The 20,115-nt window shown below is 58.7% G+C and carries 12 protein-coding genes and 1 pseudogene; 4 read left to right on the top strand and 9 right to left on the bottom strand.

Annotation, left to right across the window (positions count from 1 at the left end):
- The 5 genes from M5C96_RS24940 to dgt form a co-directional block, all read right to left on the bottom strand.
- The gene (locus M5C96_RS24940) at nucleotides 1-597 is read right to left on the bottom strand and encodes a 7-cyano-7-deazaguanine synthase (RefSeq protein ID WP_272565998.1); all 597 of its coding nucleotides are present in this window, start codon (nucleotides 595-597) and stop codon (nucleotides 1-3) included.
- Nucleotides 594-1,811 carry a PfkB family carbohydrate kinase gene (locus M5C96_RS24935; protein WP_272565997.1) on the bottom strand — a complete coding sequence of 406 codons (1,218 nt, stop codon included), beginning with the start codon at nucleotides 1,809-1,811 and terminating at the stop codon, nucleotides 594-596. Before M5C96_RS24935 ends, M5C96_RS24940 begins: the two co-directional genes overlap by 4 nt.
- A gap of 1 nt (nucleotide 1,812) precedes the next feature.
- Complete coding sequence (locus tag M5C96_RS24930; protein ID WP_272565995.1) at nucleotides 1,813-2,145, bottom strand: hypothetical protein; 333 nt, start codon at nucleotides 2,143-2,145, stop codon at nucleotides 1,813-1,815.
- Nucleotides 2,146-2,248: 103 nt separating this feature from the next.
- Entirely contained in the window at nucleotides 2,249-4,051 is a 1,803-nt protein-coding gene (locus tag M5C96_RS24925) for a hypothetical protein (RefSeq protein WP_272565993.1), read from the bottom strand.
- Nucleotides 4,052-4,155: 104 nt separating this feature from the next.
- A complete protein-coding gene (gene dgt / locus M5C96_RS24920) occupies nucleotides 4,156-5,532 on the bottom strand; it encodes a dGTP triphosphohydrolase (protein ID WP_272565991.1) in 1,377 nt (458 codons plus the stop codon).
- 447 nt (nucleotides 5,533-5,979) lie between these two features.
- Between dgt and M5C96_RS24915 the strand changes: the two are divergent.
- Together M5C96_RS24915 and M5C96_RS24910 are read left to right on the top strand one after the other, a co-directional pair.
- Nucleotides 5,980-6,291: pseudogene (locus M5C96_RS24915) on the top strand (hypothetical protein); the annotation flags it as partial.
- A 10-nt stretch (nucleotides 6,292-6,301) separates the two neighbouring features.
- Complete coding sequence (locus M5C96_RS24910) at nucleotides 6,302-6,538, top strand: hypothetical protein (RefSeq protein ID WP_272565990.1); 237 nt, start codon at nucleotides 6,302-6,304, stop codon at nucleotides 6,536-6,538.
- 114 nt (nucleotides 6,539-6,652) lie between these two features.
- Here the strand turns inward: M5C96_RS24910 and M5C96_RS24905 are convergent, their stop codons facing one another.
- The gene (locus M5C96_RS24905; RefSeq protein ID WP_442867411.1) at nucleotides 6,653-7,564 is read right to left on the bottom strand and encodes an AraC family transcriptional regulator; all 912 of its coding nucleotides are present in this window, start codon (nucleotides 7,562-7,564) and stop codon (nucleotides 6,653-6,655) included.
- Between the two features lie 155 nt (nucleotides 7,565-7,719).
- Here M5C96_RS24905 and M5C96_RS24900 point away from each other — a divergent pair, with 155 nt between their 5' ends.
- A complete protein-coding gene (locus M5C96_RS24900) occupies nucleotides 7,720-8,970 on the top strand; it encodes an MFS transporter (protein WP_272565988.1) in 1,251 nt (416 codons plus the stop codon).
- Between the two features lie 136 nt (nucleotides 8,971-9,106).
- Here M5C96_RS24900 and M5C96_RS24895 read toward each other — a convergent pair whose 3' ends face one another.
- Nucleotides 9,107-10,639: an FAD-dependent oxidoreductase gene (locus tag M5C96_RS24895; protein WP_272565987.1), complete on the bottom strand. Its 1,533-nt coding sequence runs from the start codon at nucleotides 10,637-10,639 to the stop codon at nucleotides 9,107-9,109.
- Nucleotides 10,640-10,715: 76 nt separating this feature from the next.
- Between M5C96_RS24895 and M5C96_RS24890 the strand changes: the two genes are divergently transcribed.
- The gene (locus tag M5C96_RS24890; protein ID WP_272565986.1) at nucleotides 10,716-11,363 is read left to right on the top strand and encodes a TetR/AcrR family transcriptional regulator C-terminal domain-containing protein; all 648 of its coding nucleotides are present in this window, start codon (nucleotides 10,716-10,718) and stop codon (nucleotides 11,361-11,363) included.
- Nucleotides 11,364-12,416: 1,053 nt separating this feature from the next.
- On the opposite strand, the gene M5C96_RS24885 is transcribed toward M5C96_RS24890, so the two are convergent.
- Nucleotides 12,417-15,827, bottom strand: coding sequence for a hypothetical protein (locus tag M5C96_RS24885; RefSeq protein ID WP_272565984.1), 3,411 nt, complete (start codon nucleotides 15,825-15,827; stop codon nucleotides 12,417-12,419).
- 497 nt (nucleotides 15,828-16,324) lie between these two features.
- Entirely contained in the window at nucleotides 16,325-20,101 is a 3,777-nt protein-coding gene (locus M5C96_RS24880) for a hypothetical protein (protein WP_272565982.1), read from the bottom strand.
- Nucleotides 20,102-20,115: the final 14 nt, after the last annotated feature.

Here is a 20,115-nt window from a genome sequence, read left to right as displayed (position 1 = left end):
TCACGCCAGTGTGGCACTGACCTCGTCATAGGTTTCTCGGTACTTGTTGCAGCCGCGGCAGTTCCAGCACGGCGTGTTGGCCTTGTGACAGCTATGAGCCCAGGCAAGCATGCTTGCCGGCACACCCGATTGACGGATAAGGTCGGCAGTGGCCACGCCGATGGCTGGTGCTTCTACCTGCAGGCCACCTTCTTGCAGTTGAAGGAGCTGGTCCACCAGCCGTACGAACTCAGGTGTTCCGTCAATGTGGCTGCCATCAGAGAGCACCGTACCGATGAGCAGCTTCTTGACGCCAAGCCCTATGCACTTCATCGCAGCGAAGGTGATGAGCATCTGGTTGCGATAGGGCCACCAGTCGCTCGCCGGAGCAGCGGCAGCAGGCGCCGCGTTTGCCATGTCCCCGGATCCTAGAGAGCTACAGTCTATGGATAGGAGGTGATGCTCGATACCCAACTCTTGGCAGACTGCTGCGGAGGCACGCTTTTCTGCCTCCGCAGCCTTTTGACCGTAGTCGATGGTAATGGCTACGTCGGGACGCTTCCACCATGCGATGGCCAGAGAATCCATTCCGCCTGAAAGGAGCAGTGCCGTCTTCATGTTTCCACCGCCTTCCATCGAGTCGCATAGATAGAAGTGGTGAAATTCTGATAGATATCGCACGCGGTGCCATCCATCATCTTCAGGGCTTCCTCGCCGCTGTGCAGCTCGCTGTAAATAACAACCGGCTTGTTGATGCTTCGGGCGTACCCGATCTCAAAGATCGTGCCTGGATCCAGGCCATCGGCGATAGCGAACATGAGGTCGCACTTTTTAATCGCATCGATATCTTTCTGAACGACATCTGATGCGCTTCCCAGGCCAATGTCATGAAACGGTGAGAAAACGTTTAGCCCTGCACTCTTGAGAAGAGTGCGTGCCTGTTCGATTATCCAGATCTGGCCCAGGTGAAAGAATGGACCCGCGAGATAGACCATCTTGTTCGCGCTCTGCTCTATCGTTTTGCACATGATCGGTGCATGCTTGGCGTGCTCAATCTGCTGCAGCGTGGCAAAGCCTTGGGTCTCGCAGTAGTAGGCGGTGGCGCGAGAGGCCCTGTCTGCTGCCAGAGCTGGCGCAAGGCCGTCCTCCATCCAGGCCTGGGCGAAGTAGGCGACGAAGCAGTCACCCGATCCGATCTTCCAGACATTAGCCGTTCGGTATGCCGGCACCTGTGACGTGCCTGACGCCGTCCACACGAGAGCGCCTTGCGCCCCTTGTTTGATGATGACGACCTCGGCGTTTTGCTCTCGTGCGATCTTTTCGGCGCACTGCTGTGCAGAGCCCTCGGTCAGAGCCGCCATCTGCCTAGCCTCCCAGCTGTTTAGCACCAACGCGAGATGCTTGGCCTTCGATCCGTTGGCATCGAAGGGAACGGGCGCGCCCTGGTTCTGAGGGTCATAGACTGCCCAGTCAGCATCAACGATGGCATCGCCTTCCAGCATCCCAAATCGCACCACGTGCTTACCCCTAACCTGCAAAGGAGCTGAAGGCGTCGTGGGCACGTGGTCGATCTGGGGATCCCCCAGATCGTGCAGGTAGTAGAACGAGACGGCCTTGTCGATGGATGCCGTGTGCGTCGTCAGCTTGCCGAACATGTGCGTATACATCTGCAGATGCTTTGCAGAATTGTCGCTCGTGTATGTGTGGAACACTACGTCCGAACCGCAGGTGGCAATGACTACGGCGGCGCGGCCACCGGAACCATAGGCCTCATCCCACGAAGGTCGGATGCATCGTTCATAGTAGAACCCGCCTGTGACATGGATGGTCATGTCAGGCGTGCTCCACCAGCACACGCACCTGACCACCATTGACGGACTTGACGGTTGCCTTGTAGGTATGACTCTCCAGCATGCACTCACGCATTCGCTGGACCTTGACTGCTAGGAGGCCGCCAACAAGTTGACCTCCAGTAGTGACAACTTGGATCTCCTGCGTCTTAGACGCAGACGCAATAATTACTTGCAGCTCATCGCCGATCTTAAGAGTAGGAACCACCTCCGAATTTGGCGATGCAATCTGAGTTTCGAATCGCAAAACATCACATGCGATCACTTCATCATCGGTACCACCACCACCACCACCACCTCCGCTAGAGCCAGACATATGCAAATCCTTTAGTAATAAATTGATACTAAGCGATGGAAATGTTGGTCGGAATAATCGCTACTTCTTTACTGGGGGGTCAGGCTTGTGTAAGCGATCTATGTCAGTCGCTTTGCTGAAATCCACCTGAGTACAATAATCCGTCGACGCCTAGCTTCTCCAGTGCTCTATTCGCGGTTCTGTACCCGGGCATCTGATCGCCGGTTTTGATGGAGCGATGGTAAAAGTCACCACTCGAATATTTGAAAATACGCAAAGCTGTGCTCATGATGCCTTTGGCAAGAGTAATGGCGGCCATCACGTTTGCAATCCATTCGCTCACGTTGGCATCTTTGGGTGGCACTGCCGCCAAGCCGCTATATGACTCTTCTGATACCTTATTAGGGTCAGCGCCGTCCTTTGCCTTTACGGGCGCCCGCTGGACTTCAAAGAGATAGCCAGTGAACGACGTCGTGACGATTCGCGAGATGAAAACCCCGCGGGATGACTTGAGCGTTGACTTGTTCAGCCAAGCGTAAATCTTCTTTGCATCGTAGTAGTGTGGTGGCGGATCGGGCAATCGGAGGTATCCAGGCTCAGAGTGCGGATCTGTTTCGAATTCGCCTTCGGCGTTGCACCATCCCACCGATTGGATCAATGAGGGATTGTCGGCCAGTGATTGATGCAGGCCTTCCCACAGATCATGCACGGCCCCTTCCGATTCGAGCATGGCGTTCGCAATGAACTCGGCCTTGCCGACGCCCTTTTTCGTGCCACTGCTGTCGCCTGGCGCGCTGACGTCGCTGGGCGCTGATGGCACCCGGATGGTGGGGCGGCTGGTATCGCGGCTGACGGTTTGATAGGTCAGTTTGGCGTGTGTTCCCAAGATCCTGATGGAGGAGTCTTCGACTGCATGGATATCGGTGTCAGTGTCCGACACGAGCTGTTGGGCGGTTGGTACCGTCTCCCCTTCGGGGATATCGATGGTCTTTCGTTGCGGGCGTAGGAACTTGCCCATCTCTCCCTCGGAGGGCTGATCACTCACCTTCCTGTACGTGCTGACTGGCGGTGTTGTCGGCAGCGAGTAGCCCACCACACGCAGGCCTAGAAATTCTCCGGTTCTCAGTAGAATGCCCTGGACCTCCAGTCGTGCCTTGCCTTCGAACCATGGGCCAGCGCAGACAAACGCATGAGACTGCTTGTCGCCGTTCAGTTGTTGATCGATCTGTGCCTTGATGGACTTGACTTTCTTCGAAGAGGCTTTGCCGTAGCGTAAGTGAGCGAGAAGAAATCCATCGGTAGGCGGACAACGCTCAGGTAGCCAAACGGGCCATGCATCAGATTCGGGTGAAATAGGCTCCTGGAGCAGCAGACGGTCGGTCACGTCGGCGTCTTCATAGGTGATGAGTACCCTTGTCACCTCGAAGTTGCTGGCATAGCATCGTGCTAAATACTCTGTACAAGGCAGCAATAAAGATTTGCCGTTTACCGTGAACCGGAGCATTGGGCTGCGATCCCCTCGTGGGAACTTGAGCTGGTAGTCGTCTGGTGGGATGAGGTGCGGGAAGTTCTTTACGCTGATGTGTTCCCGTTGCTCAGGCTTCCAGTGTTCTTCGAATGAGTAAGTGCATTCGATGAAGAACTCCTCGAAAACCAACTGCCGTGTTGAACACCCGTCTCGCCAAACTGACCCTATCCTGAACTGTCCAAGATAAGCCATGGAAACGGTTGCCTCCATGTTTCCCTGGCTGAGCGATCCATCGGGTTCCAACTGTTTGAAGAACAGAACAATCTGAGGCACTTTGCCCGCATAGAGCGACTTGATGCCGCCGTACCAAATGACCACGAAGTCTCGACCTCGCACTAGATTGAGGTCTATCGGTGCATTTTTTAGGGGGGTGGATTCGGTGAGAAACTTTCTTGGCATAGGGGAAGTTGATACTGAAGTCCGAGGTCCAAGGCGCTCCTCGCCTCAGCGTGCGATCGCTAGATGTTGTTGCCTGTGGCTTGCGTGGCGTCAAAAGCTCGTGCTCATAGAGGAACGAATAGGGATGCTGCGTTGCCGAATAAGCGGTTGTATAGATCCACGGCATAACGATCGGTCATTCCCGCTACGAAGTCGCAGATAACCCGCATCTTCTCGTTTTCATCATGGAGAAGATCGACCACTATGCGGACGTCCTGTGGCAACAAGCTGTGGGTGGTGGAGAGCGTCTCGAACAGCCTTGTGACTATCTCCCCTCCCCGGTGCTCCACGACCTTCAGCCGAGGAGACATGATTAACGATAGGTAGGTGAAATGCTTTAGCGCTTCGATCTTGAGAAGAATGTCTCTTTTTATGTTGAGACTGGCCATTGCCAAGTTATCGGTAGGCCTGATGCTGATTCCCATCATGAACTCATGTACCAGCGAGGACGACAGCTTGGTTCGCAAGTGAGAGTTCTCCGCAGCGAGGCGCGAGATTTTGAAATCGACGATGCCACTGTCGAACTTCTTGCCCTCCTCGGGAAGCTTGTACCCAACAGTGCTAGCTAGTGCCGCCAGGATCTCCGCATCGGTGACATCTGGGATGACGGGAGTAATTTTCTTTCTCAGCTGCTCCAGGAAGGGAGCGTGATCGGCGCGGCTGATTAGGTCAAGTGGGGAGGTGAAACCCGCTTTCATGGCGTCTTCGAGGTCGTAGGTCGAGTACGCGATGTCGTCGGCGATATCCATGATCCGGCATTCCAGAGTCTTGAATTCGCCTGTATGTCCCGGCGCGACATGACTCTTGATATGGCGAACGATGTCAGCTTCAGAGGCGTAGTACCCCTTGACGACATCAGCCTTGGGCCCCCGTTTCAGTGGGATGCGCTTGTTGTACTTGAGGATTGCGGCAAGTGATCGGTAGGTCAGGTTCAAGCCCAGCCTAGCGTCGTGGCCTTCCGCATCGATGCCGTGGATGAAGGAAGGATCCAGATGGCCCGCGTAGACCTTACGCTCTACCTTGGTGAGGATCCGCAGTGTCTGAGCATTGCCCTCGAAACCTCCATACTTCTTCATGCAAGCGTCTAGGGCACGTTCACCGTTGTGCCCGAATGGAGGATGACCTAGGTCGTGCGCCAAACCAGCGAATTCGACGAGGTCCTCATCGATACGAACCCGATCTTCTCCCGTCCCAAGGACGGAATCTTTCGCATTCAGCATCTGCGCGATGCCTTTGGCGATCTGTGCGACTTCCAGCGAGTGCGTAAGCCGATTGCGAAAGAAATCGGATTCAGATCCTGGGAGAAGCTGGGTCTTGCCTTGAAGCCGGCGGAACGATGGAGAGTGCAGCAACCTGCCATAGTCCCGTCGAAAAGGGGACCTACCCCATTCCTCTTTCTCCTTCTCCCCCCCGATGCGTGCGATGTCTTTATTGGTATACATGTGGAGCAACAAAAAAGCCACCCATTTAGGGTGGCTTCGATTGGACCTAAACAGCGATTGCTGTCTTGGCGTGAGATTTCGCTCTTGACGCAGGTTTCAGAGCGCGGGTAGCTGGCTGCGCTGCGTTGTTCGCTGTCTGCTTCTCAGTCGTGTGGTTGCGTTGCTGAGTGCGTTTGCTCGTTACCTGATGACTGTACATGTCGCGTTGCACTGCGGCTTGGGCGCCAAAAAAAGCTTGGTGATCAAACGGCATATCAGGCTCCTGATCCTTGGGATGTGGACTTTAAATGCTACATCGGTAGCAACGGGCGCGCAATTGTATGTTCACCCCTATGGGCTGTCGGATGTATTCCCGAGTGACGTAATCACCTGATCCGGCAGCTATTGGGGGCCGATTCTGCAGTGAGATAGAACAGGACTGTGCATGTGACTAGGCAGCTGAAGACTTCCACCGAACTGCGGCGCATCCCGGACAGCCGCGTGGTCCGCACTGCTGGGATCGTGACACTGCGCCAGCAACCGGAAACCGCCAAGGGAACGATCTTCGTGTCACTGGAGGACGAACCCGGCGCCAGGCAGGTCGTCGTCTGGCGTGGCGTTCGGGACGCGTAACGCGAGTTGCTGCTGGGCTCCAGATTGCTGGCCGTGAAGGGCCGCTGGCAACGCGAGGGCGAGGTGTGCAATCTGGTGGCAGACCGGCTCGCGGATCTGTCGCCGCTGCTCGGACGGCTGGCCACCGAGAGCCGGGATTTCAAATGAGGAACAAGTGATGATGCAGGCGCATCTGTTTGGCGAGGCTCCCATCGAGTCCTCCATCCAAGGGCTGGTCTATCAGACGCAGTTTCTGAGCGAGGAGCAAGAGCAGGCATTGATCGCCACCATCCGGTCGCTGCCGCTGCATGCGGCGCAATACAAGCAGTACCTCGCGCGGCGCCGGGTGACGAGTTTTGGTGGCTCGTACGACTTCGATGCCAACCGGCTGCTGCCGGGTGTGGACCTCGTGTAATCGTCAACGCTATTTGAGAATAAAGGCAAATCTCGGGGGTTAAATGAGAATTTGTCCGACTGGCCCAATCTGCCATAGCCGTACTCATAAAAGTTGTAGCTAAAGTCACCCGCCTCATTGTTCCGTTGCTGTTCGAAGTCGCCGCGTCTGCCCTGGCGGATTGCCAATGACCCGCTTGAAAGCGCGGCTGAAGGCGGCCTGCGATGTGTAGCCCAGCTGCTCTGCCACCGCGTCGATCGACAACCGGTCCTGCGTCAACCACTGGCTGGCCAGTCGCATGCGCAGCTCGGTCGCGTAGCGCAGCGGCGGCATGCCGATCGTGGCCTGGAAGCGCTCCGCGAACACGGAGCGCGAGATATGGCACTGTGCGGCCAGTTCTGCCACCGTCCAGTCGCGCCCCGGCTGCCTGTGCAGAGCAAGAATGGCGTGCGCCAGCCGTGGGTCCTGCAGCGCTGTGACTAGGCCCGCGGCGTTGTCGCACCCGCACTCCACCCAGCCGCGCACGATCATTGCCGCTGCCACCTCGGCCAGCCGCGCCAGGATGCCGGCGAAGCCGACACGCCCGGAGCAGATCTCGCCCTTCATTGAAGCGAGGATCGACGGCAGGCCGGGGTAACGCTCGCCCGTGGCATCCACCAGCATCAGCCCCGGCGTCAGCCGGCCGAGGGCCTGCATGCCTCCGAGGTCGAACTCTAGGCAGCCGTAGAAGAAGATTGCGCTGGGCAGGGGGCTGGTGCTGGGGCAGTCATCCACTCCGTAGACGCCGTCGCCGAGCGGCGGCGCGGCGAAGCTGCCGATGTCCTGCACGGACGCGTCCGGGCTCGACAGGAGCTGGTGCACCCCGCCCTGCGGTAGCAAAACGACATTGCCGGCCGAGAGCGCGTGCAGCGTGCCGTCTTCGGTACGCAGGATGGCGGACCCGACCGCGAGGTAGTGGAAGTATGCATGCCCAGGACGGGCTGCGAAACCGATGCCGAACGTCGGACCAGTCTGCACCCGTCGGTACTGCACGCCGCGCAGGCGCATGCCCGTCAGCAGTTCGCTGATTAGGCCGGAAGAAAGTGCGAAAGGTGGCGGCACTGGATTTCAGGTGTTTGGATCAAAAATTCAAGATAACCCATCATAGATCATCCTGAAGTTCACGCCTACAGTCGCCACTTCAATGCTTTCAAGGACGTGTGATGAATGATGCTGTTTGCGATCCCGCGCGGCTTTCCGGACCAAAGTACGCGCCCAGCGGCGCTCCTGCCGAGCCAGCCTGGACGGCGGTGCTCTCGTTGGCAATGGGTGTTTTCGGACTGCTTACGGCGGAGTACCTTCCTGCCAGCCTGCTGACGCCAATGGCGGCGGACCTGGGTGTCTCGGAAGCCCTAGCGGGGCAGGCGGTGACCGTGACGGCCGTCGTGGCCCTATTCGCTGGTCTGTTGGTGCCGGGCCTGACGCGGGCGCTCGACCGGCGGGTCGTGCTGCTGGGCTTCTCGGCGCTGATGGTCGCTTCTAACCTGCTGGTGGCCGCTTCGTCGAGCCTCGCGGTGCTGCTGCTGATGCGGATCCTGCTAGGCATCGCGCTAGGCGGCTTCTGGAGCATGGCGGCCGCGGTAGCGATGCGCCTGGTGCCGACGGCGCTGCTGCCACGCGCCTTGTCGATCATCTTCAGCGGCATCGCGGTGGGGACCGTCGTGGCGGTGCCGCTCGGCAGCTACCTGGGAGGGCGCTACGGCTGGCGCAGCGCTTTCCTCGCGGCGGCCGCGGTCGGAATGGTGACGCTAGCCTTCCAGTGGTTCACGTTGCCGCGGCTCGCACCCACCAAGACCGCACGTCTGCGGACCGTACTGGAGGTGCTACTGCGCCCGGGCATCGGCGTGGGCATGCTGGGCTGCGTGCTGGTGCATACCGGGCACTTCGCGCTTTTCACCTATATCCGACCGTTCCTGGAAAGCACTACCGGCATCGGGCCAGATGGGCTGGCGTTGATGCTGTTGGGCTTTGGCGTGGCGAACTTCGCTGGCACGTTGCTGGCCGGCTGGATGCTGCACCGCAGTGTGCGGGTTACGCTCGTACTGATGCCTGCGCTGGTCGGCGTGGCTGCGCTGGCCCTGGTGGGACTGCCCGCTACGGTGGCCGGGCAGGCGTTGCTGTTAGCGCTTTGGGGCTTGGCCTTCGGCGCTGTGCCTGTGGCGTGGTCGAACTGGGTTGCTCAGGCCGTCCCGGATCAAGCGGAAAGCGCCGGGGGCATGGTGGTGGCGTCGGTACAGTCGGCAATTGCCGCCGGTGCAGCGGCGGGGGGCGCGATGTTCAGCGTCAGCGGCATCGCGGGGGTGTTCGTCGCGGCTGGTATCTTGATGCTGCTCGCGGCGCTCCTGATCGCGCTGCGGGTCAGAGTCAATCCGGCAGGCCAAGAAAGGCGGAACGCCCAGAATTTACATGCTTAAGTTCGAGCCCGCGTTGACTCTTCCCAGCCGACACCGGTCGGCCCGTCCCTGGTCTGCTCGAGAACACAAGGCAAGTACAGGTTGTTGCGGCGATAGATGCCGCTGATGAACTCCCCATAGACTACTGGCCGATGAGTCATGCCGTATGCAGTGCATCCAGATTCGGCTTGACCGTGGTTGTCACGCGTACCTCCTGATGTGCGACGGCGTGATCCACATAGCCGTCTGGACGTATGAGCAAGGCATGCACGCCTGCCAGTGTTGCCTGGCGATCCGCGGGAACAGCTTTGACCGTAGCGACCCATCGCGCGTCAAGCTGAGGCGTGTAGTTGCCATCCTTGCCTTCCTCGGAGTTCGTGAGTTGTAGCAGCAGCCAAAGGCCACTGCGCAGAAAACTGAACAGCGAGGCTCGGCCACCCTCATCCAGTTGCAACTGCCAGTCAGACAGCCGCCGCCCCGTCCAGTCGGGCAGCAGCGCCCATCCCTGCGGAACAGCGGCGAGCGGGGCCAGGTATCGAACTCCGTAGCCGGACAAATCATGCGCGAGCGCTGCATTGAGTGCGGGGATTTTCATCAGCTCGCTGAACATCTCCCGCAGCGCCTGTCCTGGGGCATCGAACGAATTCATCATGAGCGCGCTCTGCGCCAAGGTGTTCTGGTACAACGCGGCACCCACTGCATGACGCTCCTGGTGGTAGCTTTCGAGCAGCGACTCGGGCGCGCGGCCGTTCACCACGCCCGCCAGCTTCCAGCCCAGGTTCATCGCGTCCTGCATGCCCACGTTCATGCCTTGGCCGCCAGCGGGAAGGTGGATGTGTGCAGCATCACCAACCAGCAGCATGCGATCTTTACGGTAGGCACTCGCCAAACGGGTTTCGTTCGAGAAGCGCGACAGCCACTCCGGCGCATGTAGACCGAAGTCCTGTCCCGCCACTCGGCGGGTTGAATCAGACAACTCTTCGAGCGTGACGGGCCTGGTCAAAGGCACGTCCATCCGGTCGGCATCAATGACGATAACCCGGTACAAGCCGCCACCCAGAGGAACCACCATCAAGCCGCCCACCATGTTGCCCACGCTGAGTCCCGGCGTAGACGGTGGCGCGCTCAGACGAACGTCGCCCAGCATTACTGTCTTCGTGGCGGGCAGGCCGTCGTACGCGATGCCAGCGTGCTGGCGAACCAGACTGCGCGCGCCGTCTGCACCGACCACGTAGCTGCCAGAAATATCGAAAGGCGTGCCGCTTTGTTGTCCCAACACGGAGACGCCATCGGCCACTTCGGCGATGCTCTCCACAGTGGCATTTCTGCGCACGTCAACGCCCAGTTCATGTGCCCATGCCTCTAGCAGTTGCTCGGTCACGCTCTGTGGGATGAAAAGAGTGAAGGGGAAGGCCGTGTCGATGACCGAAAAGTCGAGGCGGGTGCCGAGACCTGCGAAGTGCCCGGTTGGAATTTTCATGCCGGCCGCTAGAAAGCGGTCGGCCACGCCGCGCTGGGCCAGCATCTCCACCGTCCTACCGTGCATGGTCAAAGCGCGCGACTGCGCCACCGGCTTGGCACGGCGCTCCAGTACGGTGACGCGCAGGCCTGCCAGCCGCAACTCGCATGCCAGAGTCAAGCCCACAGGGCCTGCGCCCACCACGATCACATCCCCATTGTCATTTTTCATTCACATTCCAATCTAACGGTGTTAGTCATGAGCTTTATGCTAATCTAACGTCGTTAGTCTGTCAAATGGGAAATGCATGAAAATTCAACGTGAAGCAGTAATTGCCACTGCTTTGAGCCTGCTGGACGAGGTAGGCATAGAGGGTCTGACGATGCGCCGTCTTGCCCAGGAACTGGAAATCAAAGCGGCGTCGCTGTATTGGCACTTCACCAATAAGCAGGCCTTGATGGATGGCATAGCGGACGCTTTGATGGAAGGGGTTGCACACAAGCATCTGGCCGAACCCTCCACTTCGACCACGTGGTGCATTGCGGTCAGCATGACAGCGCATGAAATCCGCCGCGCGCTGCTCAAGCGACGTGACGGTGCGCGCGTTTACGCAGGCACCTATGTCACCACCGGCAACACCCTCCGCGTTGCCGAGGCCTTGATAGGCCCTTTGCGCGAGGCTGGGGCCTCCACTCGCTTGGCGTCTTGGGGGGCCTTCAGCATCCTGTATTACGTGATGGGTTTCGTGATGGAAGAGCAACCGTTGGTTCGTCCGGACGCAAAGCCCTTGAACATCGAGAGTCACCGAGGTTCGTTCGAGGCGCTGGCGGCCCACAGCTATCCCCATGCCTTAGCGGCTATGGGTGATTTGTTTAACCCGGATTTTGATGCGCGATTTGACCTAGGCCTCGATCTGCTCATTACCGGACTTCGCGTGAGGATCGCAGGAGGTTGAGTTGTCACGACTGGTCGCAGCGGATCTGCAGCGAGCGCTGTCGTTGATTAGGAATTCTAGAACGCCCTAGCCTTCATCTTTGTGTTGGCTGCCAAGCCGTTTGCGAGCAGGGGCGGACAAGATGCATGAAGCACTCAATCATCAACGAGCCGCCCGAACCCGCGTGGTTAAGCGCTTAGCTGTGATCGAAATGGGGCTTTACCGTCGTTTTACCGTGAGAAGCGCACGTCTTTTGCTGGCACGAAAGATGGAGCGATTTGCGGGGAAACGACTCTGGAGACACCATCATCAATCGGGTGTAAGGATCACATGCAAGACTTGCGGGCACATTTTCGACGGCAGCGCATGGGAGTGCCCTAAGTGCGGCGCCCCTGCTCCTCTTTATGCCGATAGCGGACGTTTGTCAGACTCGGCGCCCATCACATCATGCGGCCGAGAGCCTGGCATCAGTCTGATGCCTATCCCTGGGAGTTAATCCAGCACTTTTACAGTTGAGTCGCAGGCGCTGAGGCCGGTCGACTCGGCCCCGGCAATTCATCGACATTTCAAGCCTATTTTATGGCCACCGTAGTGGACTACACGCAACTCCAACGAGATGGTCGACTGATGCAACCAGACAGGCCGTCTCTGGTTTCAACCATGGATTGACGTGGCTTCCCTGAAAACCTGTCGAAGCTCGGGCTTAAATAGCAGCAAGTCCCCCCAGCGCTCGTGAAGCAACGTCGGCAGGGCGCCGAAACGGGAGTGAATTTAATGAAACGAATAAATTCCAATTTCGGCCAATGTCAGCTTTAGACAAGCGGGAGCGTTGCATTTGGGCCCTGAGCCGACTTTGCGTCAGCCAACTTGAGTGACTGCTTTGCAGCGATTGCTGCCATTCGCATCTCGGTCACGAATGGGTACTATCGGCCATAAGCGGCCATTCGGGAAGCGATATTCGACGAATGCTTCAGGCTGAACCCAGTCGCTCGGTTACTGCGATCGAACGGCGGCATCTGCCGCAACCAGCTGTTGGACTCAACACGCATAGGTGGACGTGCCCCTAGATGTTGTTCACAGGTTCTGCGAATAGGCCAGCTTGACGACCGTTGACTCACCGACCTCAACGCGTCGGGCGAAGGTGAGTTTGAGGTCAACCAAGTTTTTGACACCTTCAAGTTGTACCGACTCAACCCGTACAAACCGACCTTCACCGTAGTCGGTGAACGTCAGGGTGCGGAACACCTCACTGGAGAGCAAGACCGACTGGCCAATCGGAAGCGGCGCCACGTAGACCTCGATTTGGTTGAAGTCACACTGATACCCAGCGCCTTGCCCTTCACGGTGCCTGACCTGGAGATCCTCTGGCCGCTTGTGCATGGCATCGAAATCCGCGTGCTGCCAGTCCCACACCCAGTCGGGGCGGGTGGCGTTGTCCAGCAGAAGGATTGGCGTCCCGCCCTTTGTCACGATGAGGTCGGCCTGCGCCTGCAACGCTTTCCAGTAGGCATTACCGTCCCGGACCACGATCTCCTTGATATCCGATTGGCACAGGACATCGTTCAGTACGACGATGGCAACCTGCTGGGCCATGGCATCAGCGAAGTACTCTGCCTCGTTCACCGCTCGCTGGTCCATCTGCAGCTTTGTCAGCTCGCCGCGACGCACCTGTGTGAGGGTAAGAGTGAATTCCTCCAAGTTCTCGGCTGTGATTCCGATCGGGAACAAGTGGACCGGGAAGCGCCCCTTCTCTGTGCTGAATGCTGCGGTAGACGCATACCGCCCGATCTCCAGAAGTCGATTTGGGTCAATCGGCTGGCTGGCCAGAGTCTCTTCACGCCGATCCTCCAACGCCTTCTGGGCCGCAAGAAGGCCGGCCTTCACTTGGTCGATGGCCGTCTGCGCCGGCACTCCGGGCTTGACGCGCGCTTTAATGAGTTCGATGTGCTCGACCGAGAGGCCAGTCTGTGCGTCCAACCGTTCTAGCCAGCTCGTCAGTCGGCCACGAAGAATGTCAATGCTGCTGTATTGATCAAAGCGGGAATCGAACCAGACATCCATTTGCCGCTGCAGCGAGCGAGGCAAGCTCCAGGTTCCAGTGGCCAGAACGGCAAACAGTTCGAGTTGAGACTCCTGGAGCGACTCCACATCGTCGGCGCCACCAAAGGAGTACACACGCGAGCTGACCATGTTGGGCCTACGCATGTCTTTCACTCGTTCAACGAATCCGTCCAAGCGCCCCACATAGCCGCCACGCCATTCGCCTGATGCCGCGAACTGGCGTACCTTTGCAACTAGGTACTCGGGCGGCGACAAGTTGCTGAGCGAGTCGACAGCCTGACCGCCGCTCTTCCACTGCTTACCTGTCAAGAGCCCGCCGGCGATCTCGAACGCCAACGAACTGCTGGCAGATGCTGCCGGCACGGCGCGGACCCAGTCGAGCATCAGCTCGATGGTCAGTAAGCACACATCGGTCCAATAATTTCGCAGTGCCGCTTGGAAGGCGCCCTGCTGCAACTTTGGTCTCAATCGTTCCTGCAACTCAGGATGGTCGGCTTCAAGGCCAAATTTCGTGCAAAAGTCAGGCCAATCCAACCCAAGGTCTTCGATCGTGATGAACGTCGTCTTGTCGTAGAGCTGGTACGGCTCGTGATCGAAGTCCAGCGTGCCCCACCACTTGCTGAGCACGTCAGCCAACCATTCGGCGGCAGCCTGATCGCCGCGCAACACGGCCGCGAGCAGCATCCGAGCCGTCTCTTCGATGTGCTTGACGTTCAGGCGTGCCAATCTTGGTAAGGTTGCCCAGTCCAATGCATGCGCGTCTCGATTTCGCCTAGGCTTGTCGGGCCGCCCGTTCTCCCATCCTGCAACGAAGGTGGAGAGCACCTCGTCGTAGACACGATTGAGCGGCGGTCGTAGCACCACCATCTGCTTGTGACTGTGCTCGATGATCCCCTGCTCTTCGACCCTGAAGGCCCACCAGTTGCTGAGCTGGTACATCATCAGCGGCGGCAGCCGAAGCAGGTGTTCCCGGATCTCGACGGGCGATGCGCGAAGCTCGTCGGCATCGAGATGCTGCAGCAGATGGCACAAGCGACGCAGTGGCCTGGTGTCTCGGACCATACCCTCGATCGCAGCCTCGAAGATGCCGCGATAAACGTTGCTCCAGTTTTTGTGCAGGGTTCGATCGAAGAAGCTTTGCGGATCGGGCAGGAGCGCCCAGCTGCCTTGCTCGCCGGACTCCATCTTGTCCAGGCAGGCCGCAAGCAGCAGACCGTGCAAGTCGATCAGCGCGCTATAAGCGCGCTCAAACCCCTCGTTGTCGGGCTTGGCTGCCATGTTTCGCGCATCGGCAGCCAACTCACCAAGGATGGATTCAACCCGGATGCCATACCTCTCACGAGATGTCGGCTGCACCACCACCGACCAGCGCAGCAGCCAGCGCTGCCAAGGTGCAAGCTCCGGGCCGTCCGCCACCATGGCGAGAGGCAAATCGCCTTCGTAGACCGTACCCGGACTCATCGGCAACGTGAGCAATGGCCAGGACTTGTTGACACCAAACGCTTCCGGCTTGTCAGGCCTAGGCGATGTCAGTGCACTGCGATACCACGTTTCGACGACCAGCCTAACAACCCAGATGCGAACGTCCACCAATCGCGCCTGCGCCCGCAGGCGCAATTCTCCTTGGATATCACCCTCCGGGAACCCCCTGCCAACCAGCAGGCGCGGTCCTTCAGGTGCCTTGTCGTCCCCATATGACGGCACGGGAAACCAGCCCTTCGCAATGCCACCAGCCAACACTTGAAATGAGTTCAAGCGCTGCACGTCTCTGGGCAGCGCCACGTTGACGGTGTAGCGCTGAATGACCCTGGCTTGCACCTCTGGCCGGAGAAATTCCACCGTTCTGAACAGAAAAAACGTCGTCAGCGCGGCATTGAAGATGAACCAGGCGGTGTCGATCGCCGCCCAGCCTGGAAGCCATGCAGTTCCCCATGCGCTCAACATCAGGTACTGGATACCCATCACGATAACCAATCCTAACGACGACAAACCGGCTGCAAGCCCACCCGAGTCGAGTATGTAAAGGTGAATGAAGGCCTCCGCCGCCGGCCTGCGTTGCAAGTAGACGGCTACGAACGAGATCACTATCGGGTAGACCAGCGCGGCCAGCGTCGCCTGGATGGTCCACACAGTAGAGAAATGGCTCAGTTGTTCTGCGGCCTCCCATTTGAGCCAAGCGGGGGCGAACCAGCCCTGTGGAAGCACTGCAGCGAACACCAGCAGCGCGACCTGCAAAGTCAGCAGCGAGAAAGCAAACCGCAAAGGATGCTCGCCAGCGAGTAGCAGATCCCGCTCCAACTTGGACAGCGCCAGACGGCGTCTGCAGCTGTTCTGCGCGAACCACGCGGCCTCGTCGCGAAGCGCAACTGTGCGGACGGACCATGGGGTCTTAAGCAGATTTTGGGCAATACGAGTTGCGTGCATTTTGAAGAGCTTACGACAGCCCGCCACCTCCCCAACCGGCAAGCTGCGCGCCTATTGAACCTCAGCGACGATCGATAGTGCTCAGGTCGATGCTCAGTCCCTGCCGGTTTGGCTTGCTGCAGACGATGCATTTGGACGGAGTCATGCACAGCGCTGCCGCGGCAGCTACGTTCGTCGCGCGAACGACTGCACTGCTACCGAGACCGGATGTAGCGAGCCCTAACTCCACAGGCAGCAAACGCTGCAAAGCGGTCACTCAGGTTGGCTGACGCAAAGTCCTCTCAGGGCCCGGAGCGGACTTCCGTTTGACCTGAATTGCTGCCCGAAAGCGGGCGCTTAACGTAGAGCTAGCTGAGCTTGTCGAGGACGATGCAGCTCCGCGAGCAAACGCTTTGCAAGCCAACGCGCGTATATGAGCGCCTCATCAACGGGCGCTGCGCAGACTTCTGCGTACATCCGCAGGCAGCTATTGGAGAGTTCTCGCCCGAGAGCAACCCTCACCAGCGGAGCGATTCCTTCGCAGCCGACTGGTCCGCCCGCTCGGCTTCTCGCAGCCAGCTCTCCGCCATACCCATCAGCATGGCCGAGCTTCGCGGTGATGCCGGCATCGCTGTAGCCCAGTCTTGGCACTGTTTTGCGAGCACCCGCTCCTGCTGCCCTCCCTCTCCAAACGCCTTGCTGTAGACCCCCCGCATATTGAATCGCTCGATGGCAAGCCCTCGCTCCACCTCTTCAGACGCGAGGTGCTCAATAACGGCCCGAACGGCCTCGTGAGGCCAAGCTCCGTCTGCTTGGTTGAAAGGTGCATGTGCGAGCAGGGCGCCAATGCGTTGGTCCGTAATTTTTTCGCGGTCGACTTCATCCGCAATCAGTCGAACCTCTTGGCACCAAGCCAACAGTGCGGAGTAGTCGACCTCTGCGCCGTTCTGCCCTGGAAGCACCTGCAAGCCCGTCAAAAGCTCGTACGCGGCAACTGCGAGCTTCTCAGCCCCCTCCGACACAGGCTCTGGCTCCCGATTCGCCGGCTTGAACACTGCGCAAATCGCGTCCATGAACATTTGAGGCCGTTGCACCAACAGAGTGTGGAGTACGAGCGGCTGCCGACGCAAATGAAAGACCGGCAGGTACCTGAACTCCAGAGCAGCTATGTCGTCAGGGGTGATGTCGCCCCGCTTGCGGAGTTCATCAAAGGCATGCTCAATGTTGTAAATACTGAGGTTCCCACCGCCCCGTGCTGACGCATTAAGCTCAGGCACTGCGCCGTCAAGTAGCTGGACAACCAGCGTCGTTGGCAACTCACCCAACCTGCGTGTTGCAGCATCCAGCGCCGCAAGGGGACGCCCATACTCGAGATAGCGCCGAACTCCAAAGAGCAACTCATCAGCATCCCCACGTACAAAGTACGAAGGTTTCAGGCGCCAATAAGCATCATTTACCTCTGGACCGTATTCCTGCACATAGTTCCAAGTTTGAATCGATTCATCCAGCGCTGTTAGGATTCGGGCCACCCGCTCAGGCGCCACCCGCTCAAGGACAAAAGTCTCACGTGCGAAGTGAGTCCATTGTCCCTGGAATCGAGTGGCGCCCTCCGCCAGCACAGAACCGGCAACGACATCGACGCTCGGAGCTGCGCGCAGAACCTGAAGGAAGAACTGCCCAAGCTCATCGAAGCCAAATTCAAGACTCCTCGCGGCCATAGCAACGTGTTGCGGTTGCTTTGACCGCTGGGCCAGCTCAATCAGCCCTTGTCTGCCTGACTCCCTCATCACGTCCAAGACCGCTTCGTGCCGGGCCGCATCAATCGCCTCAGTGGGGTCGTCAGAGTCAACCTTGCCGGGCACATCTGGCATCCAGTCATCAAAAAGCCAGATGGACTTCTCTACCGCACTCTGAGGGGCAAATTGGGCGAGTAGGGGGTCAATGCGGGCCAATGCCTCCTCCGAAACTGCCCAGTCAGTTCCAGCGTACGTCCGGTGCTTATTCACTTCCTTCCGAAGTGCGTCCCAAACAGTGAATCGAGCCTCGCCGGCAGAACTGCTTAGCACGAGGTCCAACCCAGCAACCATCCTCTCGAACCCATCCTTTGGGAACTGACTCATCGCATCTATGAGCGTCGTCCATCTGCTTGGCTCGGTTCCCGCACGCGCGATTGCTTGTTCGACAACAAAGTCTTGAGCGTCCCAGACGACAGCGTATGTCAGAACCTCCGTCTCATCGAACTCTCGAAAGACTGGCGCCTGCGTCGGGCTTGAATGGTCATGTGGCCGAGGAAGGAGTTTGACCATTAGGTCCCACGCAACCTCCGGCACGGTATTCAAGACGTGCGCCAAGACACCCTTGCGCTGCGCAGCATTGGCTCCTGTGTTCGGAGCCCAAGACAGGAAGATTGCTCTTAGGCTATTGATGGGTCGATTTGAAACGGTACCACCGGGGTCAATCTTGGCCAGCTTGGCAAGGCAGACTGATGCACGCAGGAGGAGCCGCGGGTCCCAGGCAACAACCTCAAGGCCCCAAAGAACACCGTAGTAGTAGGCGTGGGACCCAACCAGACCCTTTTGCTCCTCGAAGATTGGCCGGATAGCCATGGCGTCGCCCTCGAGCAAACGCTCGAGGGCTTCAAGGAAAGGGATGGGAGCGGCCTCCGCCAACAGTGCCATCTGGTCTTGCAGACTGACCAATAGCCGGTGGTCTCGTGAAAGGCCTGGAAGGCCTCGAACAATGCCATTGACATAGTCCTGAGGAGTAGTGCCAGGAACTACAAACTCGGCTTGCTCATGAAGGACAGCCATATGGAGCAGGGTATTCATCATCCCGTCGCGCAACCAATGGCTATGTGTGTCGGCACCTCTCTGCTCTGCGGGCCTGTAGACCTCATCCGCCTTTGGCGGTTCAATCGCCTTCCCAAACACCTCACGTGCAGCTGCCGAGAACCTTTCAAGGTGCTCTGCCCCAATAAGGTGGCCCAGATTCACGAAAGCATCAACAGAGGCTCGAAGCGCCCAGACGTCCGTGACGTAGTCAATAGGTGGGTCCTGCAGTTTCGCGAGTTGCCGAAGCGGCGCCTCGCAAGCTGCGTAGTCTTGTACTGACGCGAGACCACAGATGACCGTTTGGTCAGATTTGCTCCTCACATGCCAGGCACCAGCCAGCAAGGCTGGCAAAAGCATCGCGCCTTTTTCTATCCACTCCGGCCTTGGCGCAGTACCGCTCGGAATTCGACGCGCAAGCACAGCCAAGCTGCGTCCGCAACTTCGCGCCATCGCGTAGGCATACTTGGAATTGAACCCCATCCCTTCGAGTGCGTGCCCGAGGTCGGTGCTCGATGGGCGGCGTAGCACCTCATGGTCATGCTTCTTGTCGTCTGCTCCCGCGCTGACCACTGTCGGACCCTTTTGGGCTAGGAGGCCGGCCAACTGACGTGCTTGCGAGCGAGGGAGGAATGACAACCCTGACGTAGCAACTTGACGGGCGGCGTCCTCGGTGTCCACGACAAGAGTCCTTGCCTCCAGGAAGAAGCGGACATCGGTCGGGGCGCTGCGAATCGCAGCAATCGCGAAGGCAACCACCTCGTCAGGTGAGTCGGCCGCGTAAGGCAGTTTGCTGACGCCCTCGCTGAGCTTTCGAACGAGGTCCTCGGCCTGCTGCACTCGACCGGCCAAGAGCACAGCTTCCACAAGTTGCGGTCCAAACCTAGTGGAGTATTCATCCCAGAACTCGTCTGTGCTCCGTACTCCAGCAGCTGGAAAGCAATTCAACTCGTACTTGGCGAACCTGGCTGAGACCGCGGGAGCACGGCAAAGCCAGTCCTCGACCATTGCGCCGTCGAGGTAAAGAACGTCCTTCCACTCACCAAGCTTCTTCTTGTCGTCTACCCAGTCAGCCAGCTTCTTCTTCGGGTTGTCCCAAGTCCGCGGAGACACAAAGACGAAGGACGTCTCCATGCGCTTCGCCTTGTCGACTTCCTTGGTCCTCTTCTCGAAGTCGGACTCGGCCTTGGCTGCGGCGCCAGCGTTGACGCCGAACTCCCAAATTGACTGGCCATCGGGCACGTAGGGAGGAACACCGGCAGCCTCCAGTACGCCGTCAAATCCGCGCACCTGCCCTTTGTCACCGTTGGGGAACCTGATGTTCGAGATGTCTCTTGCGGATGCCCGAATCAAGTCGGCGACCATTTCTGGGAAAACACTTCGAGCTGCAAGCGTGTCCGCCCACTGCTGCAGATTTAGAGCCGTAATCCATCGCATTTCTTTCCTCCCTCTCAATGCACGAAACAACGTGCTTTCTGCTT

This window comes from Acidovorax sp. GBBC 1281, from assembly GCF_028473645.1.
Classification (GTDB): Bacteria; Pseudomonadota; Gammaproteobacteria; order Burkholderiales; family Burkholderiaceae_C; genus Paracidovorax.
Note: the sequence above shows the minus strand (reverse complement) of the source record. Positions and strands in the feature narration are given on the sequence as shown.

What these genes read in the sequence shown, in the direction of transcription:
- M5C96_RS24940 (WP_272565998.1), bottom strand. Translation starts at nt 597, where the DNA reads ATGAAGACGGCACTGCTCCTTTCAGGCGGAATGGATTCTCTGGCCATC.
- M5C96_RS24935 (WP_272565997.1), bottom strand. Translation starts at nt 1,811, where the DNA reads ATGACCATCCATGTCACAGGCGGGTTCTACTATGAACGATGCATCCGA.
- M5C96_RS24930 (WP_272565995.1), bottom strand. Translation starts at nt 2,145, where the DNA reads ATGTCTGGCTCTAGCGGAGGTGGTGGTGGTGGTGGTGGTACCGATGAT.
- M5C96_RS24925 (WP_272565993.1), bottom strand. Translation starts at nt 4,051, where the DNA reads ATGCCAAGAAAGTTTCTCACCGAATCCACCCCCCTAAAAAATGCACCG.
- dgt (WP_272565991.1), bottom strand. Translation starts at nt 5,532, where the DNA reads ATGTATACCAATAAAGACATCGCACGCATCGGGGGGGAGAAGGAGAAA.
- M5C96_RS24910 (WP_272565990.1), top strand. Translation starts at nt 6,302, where the DNA reads ATGATGCAGGCGCATCTGTTTGGCGAGGCTCCCATCGAGTCCTCCATC.
- M5C96_RS24905 (WP_442867411.1), bottom strand. Translation starts at nt 7,564, where the DNA reads ATGCGCCTGCGCGGCGTGCAGTACCGACGGGTGCAGACTGGTCCGACG.
- M5C96_RS24900 (WP_272565988.1), top strand. Translation starts at nt 7,720, where the DNA reads ATGAATGATGCTGTTTGCGATCCCGCGCGGCTTTCCGGACCAAAGTAC.
- M5C96_RS24895 (WP_272565987.1), bottom strand. Translation starts at nt 10,639, where the DNA reads ATGAAAAATGACAATGGGGATGTGATCGTGGTGGGCGCAGGCCCTGTG.
- M5C96_RS24890 (WP_272565986.1), top strand. Translation starts at nt 10,716, where the DNA reads ATGAAAATTCAACGTGAAGCAGTAATTGCCACTGCTTTGAGCCTGCTG.
- M5C96_RS24885 (WP_272565984.1), bottom strand. Translation starts at nt 15,827, where the DNA reads ATGCACGCAACTCGTATTGCCCAAAATCTGCTTAAGACCCCATGGTCC.